General features: G+C 24.5%; 5 protein-coding genes. All 5 read right to left on the bottom strand.

What is annotated here, in order from left to right; genetic code table 11:
* On the bottom strand, nucleotides 1–218 hold a 218-nt coding region (locus tag JG677_RS07200), incomplete at its 3' end, for an ATP-binding cassette domain-containing protein (protein ID WP_200285973.1).
* Nucleotides 202–954 (bottom strand): ATP-binding cassette domain-containing protein, encoded by a 753-nt coding sequence (locus JG677_RS07195; protein ID WP_200217270.1) that lies wholly within the window; start codon nucleotides 952–954, stop codon nucleotides 202–204. The genes JG677_RS07200 and JG677_RS07195, both read right to left, overlap by 17 nt.
* On the bottom strand, nucleotides 954–1,736 hold the full coding sequence (locus tag JG677_RS07190) for an ABC transporter permease (protein ID WP_200285971.1): 783 nt from the start codon (nucleotides 1,734–1,736) through the stop codon (nucleotides 954–956). Before JG677_RS07190 ends, JG677_RS07195 begins: the two co-directional genes overlap by 1 nt.
* Nucleotides 1,729–2,685 carry an ABC transporter permease gene (locus tag JG677_RS07185; protein ID WP_200169951.1) on the bottom strand — a complete coding sequence of 319 codons (957 nt, stop codon included), beginning with the start codon at nucleotides 2,683–2,685 and terminating at the stop codon, nucleotides 1,729–1,731. The genes JG677_RS07190 and JG677_RS07185 overlap by 8 nt, the downstream gene beginning before the upstream one ends.
* A complete protein-coding gene (locus JG677_RS07180; protein WP_200169952.1) occupies nucleotides 2,666–4,204 on the bottom strand; it encodes an ABC transporter substrate-binding protein in 1,539 nt (512 codons plus the stop codon). Before JG677_RS07180 ends, JG677_RS07185 begins: the two co-directional genes overlap by 20 nt.
* Between the last annotated feature and the right edge of the window lie 389 nt (nucleotides 4,205–4,593).

Genomic DNA, 4,593 nt, shown 5'->3' with positions numbered 1-4,593 from the left:
CCTTTATATAATACTTCTCCATATTTTGGAATTTCAAGCATACATAAAATCCTTGCTAAAGTGCTTTTTCCACTTCCACTTTCTCCTGTAATAATTAAATTTTCGCCACTTTTGAGGTTAAAATTTAATTCTTTAAATATAAATATTTCTTCTTTTTTTAAATACCAATGCTTTTTTAATAAATAGCTTTGAGTTAAATTTTTAACTTCTAGTAGCATAAAAACTCCAAAAAGCCTTTGTATATTCATTTTCTTCTTTAAAAAAATTATTTTTACTTATTTTTTGAGAAATTAAACCTTGATGCATTATCAAAAGTTCATCGGCTAAATCATAAACTATTTTTAAATTATGAGTAATAATAATAAGATTTATTTTATCTTTAAGTTCATATAAAAGCTTGATAATTTTTTCTTCATTCTTTTTATCAAGAGAAGAATTAATTTCATCACAAATTAAATATTTTGGTTCGCTTACTAAAGCTAAGGCAAAACTAATGCGTCTTGCCATACCAACACTTAATTGATGAGGATAAGAATGCCAGATTAAATCTAAATTTTTTAACCCTAATAAATCAAGATAATAAAAAGCTTTTTGCTTTCTTGATATTTTATTTAAATTTGTATGCGTTTTCAAAACAATATGAAATAATTCTCCAATATCCAAATAAGGATAAAGACTTAAATGCGCATCTTGTAAAACAAGGGCTGCTAAAGATCTTAATTTTCTTAATTCTTTTTCTTTTAAATTTAAAATATCAAAATTATCAATCTTAAATTTCTTAGCTTCAATCTTATAATCTTGATTTAAAAGTCTTAATAAAGACTTAACTAAAAGACTTTTTCCACTTCCGCTTTTTCCTATAATAGCCAAAGTTTTTTTGTCTTTTAAACTAAAAGTAATATTTTGCAATAAGGGTTTATTTTTAAAACTTAGGTTTAAATTATCAATTTCTATCATAATCTTACACCAAAAGTATTTTGCCAAAAACGTGCCAAAAAAAGTAAAGGTAAAATAAGTCCTAAAATAAACAAAAGTGGAAAAACAATCATCCACCAAGCCTCAAGAAATATAGCCTTACTTGCATCATTTAAAATATTACCCAAACTTGGAATTTCAAAAGCAAGTCCTAAACCAAAAAAACTTAGAGTAGATTCAGTATTGATAGAATGAATCACATTTAAAACAAATAATACCATTAAAAGTGAAAAACAAGGTGGAAGCAATTCTTTAAAAAAAGCTCTTATCTTAGAACAGCCCAAAACAAGGGCACACTCATAAAATTCAAGTTTTTCAAGACGTTTTAACTCATCTTCTAAAACTTTAGCTATAAAAGGAAAATGAGCTAAAGCTATAATAAAAATCATACTCCAAAATCCACCTTGTAAAAAACTTTGAAAAAACATAAGCAAAAGTAAAATTGGTAAAGATAAAAAAATATTTAACAAACGTATAAAAAAACTATAAAAAACTAAACGCATTAAAAAAACATAAAAACACGCAAAACAAATGGTAAGCAAAGAAGCAAAAATTCCTATTAAAAAAGAAGTTTTTAAAGCAAATAAAAGCCTAATAAATAAATCTCTACCCAAGGAATCTGTTCCAAAAATATATTCTTTGGAAGGACTTTGATAAACAGAATCAAGGTGTATTAAATTAGGATCATATCCACTTAATAAAAAATTAAAATATAAACATAAAATTATAAAAATAAATAAAAAAATACCAATTTTACGCATAATTTAATCTTGGATTTATGAGTCTAGCAAGCAAAGTGCTAATTAAAATAAAAAAATTAACCATTAAAACACTAAGCATAATTAAAAACATTGCTACAGGATAATCTTTAAAAATAATACTTTGTATCATTAAAAAACCTATTCCATTATAAGAAAATATACTCTCAACTACATAAGCACCCATTATAAAACTTAAAGCACAAGCACCAAAATAAGAAATAATCACCCCCAAAGAATACTTTAAAATAAAGTGCCCATATATTCTTATTTTACTTAAACCTCTTGCAAAAGCATTAAGAATAAATATTTGATTAAAACTCTCAACAAAACTTGTTTTAGCTATGCGCACAAAAATAGCCAAATGTGATAAAACTAAAGTACTAAGAGGCAAGATTAAATGCAAAATTCGATTAGATAAATCATTTTCAAAACCTATATCACTTATACCTGAAATAGGCAAAATTTTTAAAAAAAATCCAAAAATTAAAATATGTATTAAAGCTAAGGCAAAAGGTGGCAAAGCAAAAAAACTAAGGGTAAAGAAATTAATCATCTTATCTATAAAGCCATCTTTATAAATTACACAAATTAAAGCTAAAATAATACTTAAAAAAAATAAAACAAATAAAGATGCTATGGTTAAAATAAAAGTATTTTTTAAAGGTTCTAAAATCAAAAAAAATACTTTTTCTCCGCTAATTAAAGAAGTTCCAAAATCTCCTTTGCAAACTTTTAATAACCACATTTTATATTGTTCTAATAAAGGTTTATCTAAATTCAAATTTGCTTCAATGCGATTTTTTGTTTCTAAACTTACTACATCATTTCCACTAGCAAATACAACACTTGTTTTACTATAATAAAGCATAACAAAACATAAAAATGAACTAAGAAACATTAAAACACAAGTAGCAAAAATTTTATAAATACTAATTTTTACTCCACTCATAAACATTCCAAGTAAATCCTACTCCATGATGACCTAAAATTCTAGGTTTTATACCTAAAATATTTGCTTTATAAACCAAAGCAAAATCTAAATAAGTTAAAAAAATAAAAGGAGGATCTTCGTATAGAGCTTCGATAAAATTAGAATAATATTTCTTTCTTTCTTTTACATCAAGAGAATTTCTTGCTAAAAATAAAGCTTCATCAACCTTAGCATTATGATAATGACCAAAATTCCATCCTGCTGGATTAATATCGCTATCTTGTGAGCTTTCAAATACTCTAAAAGTGTGCAAATCAGGATCAAAAGGACTACCCCAACCCACTAAAAAACTATCTACTTTGGTATAGTCAAAACTTCCAGCTATTTTTGCAATTACTCTTGTTTTTACTCCAAGTTTTTTAAAATCATTTTGCAAAATTCCTGCCAAAACAACTCTTAAAGGATCATTACTCATTGCATAAATATCAAATTCAAGAACTTTTCCATCTTTTTCATAATAACCTTGTTTATTTTTTTTAAAACCCTCTTGCTCTAAAAGTTTTTGTGCTTTTGTCAAATCAAATTTATAACTTGGAAATTCCTTAGGATTAGCCCAAGATTTTTCTAAAGGATGAGAAGCTATAAAACCATAATTATGCAATATATTTTTTACTATACTTTCTTTATCAACTGCATAATTTAAAGCTAAGCGTATATTTTTATTTTTAAGAAATTCATTATTTAAATTAAACATCAAAGCTCTATAATCAGCTGAACTTTGTTTTAAAATCTTAAAGTTTTTATCATTTACAAAAGCTTTAAGTAAAGAAGAATCAATCAAAGCAACATCAATTTGCCCATTTTTAAGTTCAACCACACTAATATTTGGATCTGCTATATGTTTTAAAATAATTTTTTTACTTTTTACTTTTGCAAGATAATAATGCTCATTAGCATTAAATATCATATAAGAACCTTTTTTCCATTTTTCAAATTTATAAGGCCCTGTTCCGATAGGATTTTGATTAAATGAACTAGTATTTAAATTCTCATCTTTTAACAAATGATAAGGAAGTATTCCTATACTTAAAGCATCTAAAAAAGCAGGATATGGTTTTTTTAAACTAATTTTAATCTTATAAGGGCTTAAAATTTCTATTTTATCTACATCTTCAAAATTAACATATATAGAAGAGTTATTCTTTTTATCCATAAAAGCTTTAAGGCTAAACTCAACATCTTTTGCACTAAATTTAACTCCATCGTGCCAAAGCACATCTTCTCTTAAATCAAACTCATAATTTAAGCCATCACTACTTATTTTCCAAGATTTAGCTAAATCAGGTTTTAAATTCATATTTTCATCAAAACGCGTAAGTCCTGAAAAAACTAAAGATATAGCTACATCGTGATCTTCACTATAAGCAGGATTTATCCTTGAAATTTCATTTTCTACTGCAATAACTAAAGTATCTTTAGGGGTTTTTGCATTTAAACTAATAATAAAAAATAAAGCTATAATTATCGTTCTTAACATTATTGTCCTTAATATTGTAGATAATTTGCATTATAACAAAATTTAAATATTTTTCAAATGATTTATCATATTGTTTAATTGAAATAAAATTATAAATATATAAAATTAAAAACATTACAAATTTGCTCATTTTATAAAAAATAAAAAACTTTTATAACTATCATAAAATCATTATAAATATTATTTAAATATCTATAAAATAATACTTTATTAAATTTGACTTAAAATATTTCTTGCAATAAAATAAATTTACATTATATTTAAAATAAGGGGCTAGCTATGTTTAAAAAAATATTTAGTGTTGTAGCTTTAAGTGCTTTAATTTCAAGTTCTGCTTTTGCAGAGGATATTCTTGCTAAAATAAGCAATGGAGCAATTAGTGATAATAG

The organism is Campylobacter sp. TTU-622, from assembly GCF_016598965.1.
GTDB lineage: Bacteria > Campylobacterota > Campylobacteria > Campylobacterales > Campylobacteraceae > Campylobacter_D.
This window is presented reverse-complemented; position numbering and strand designations above follow the sequence as displayed.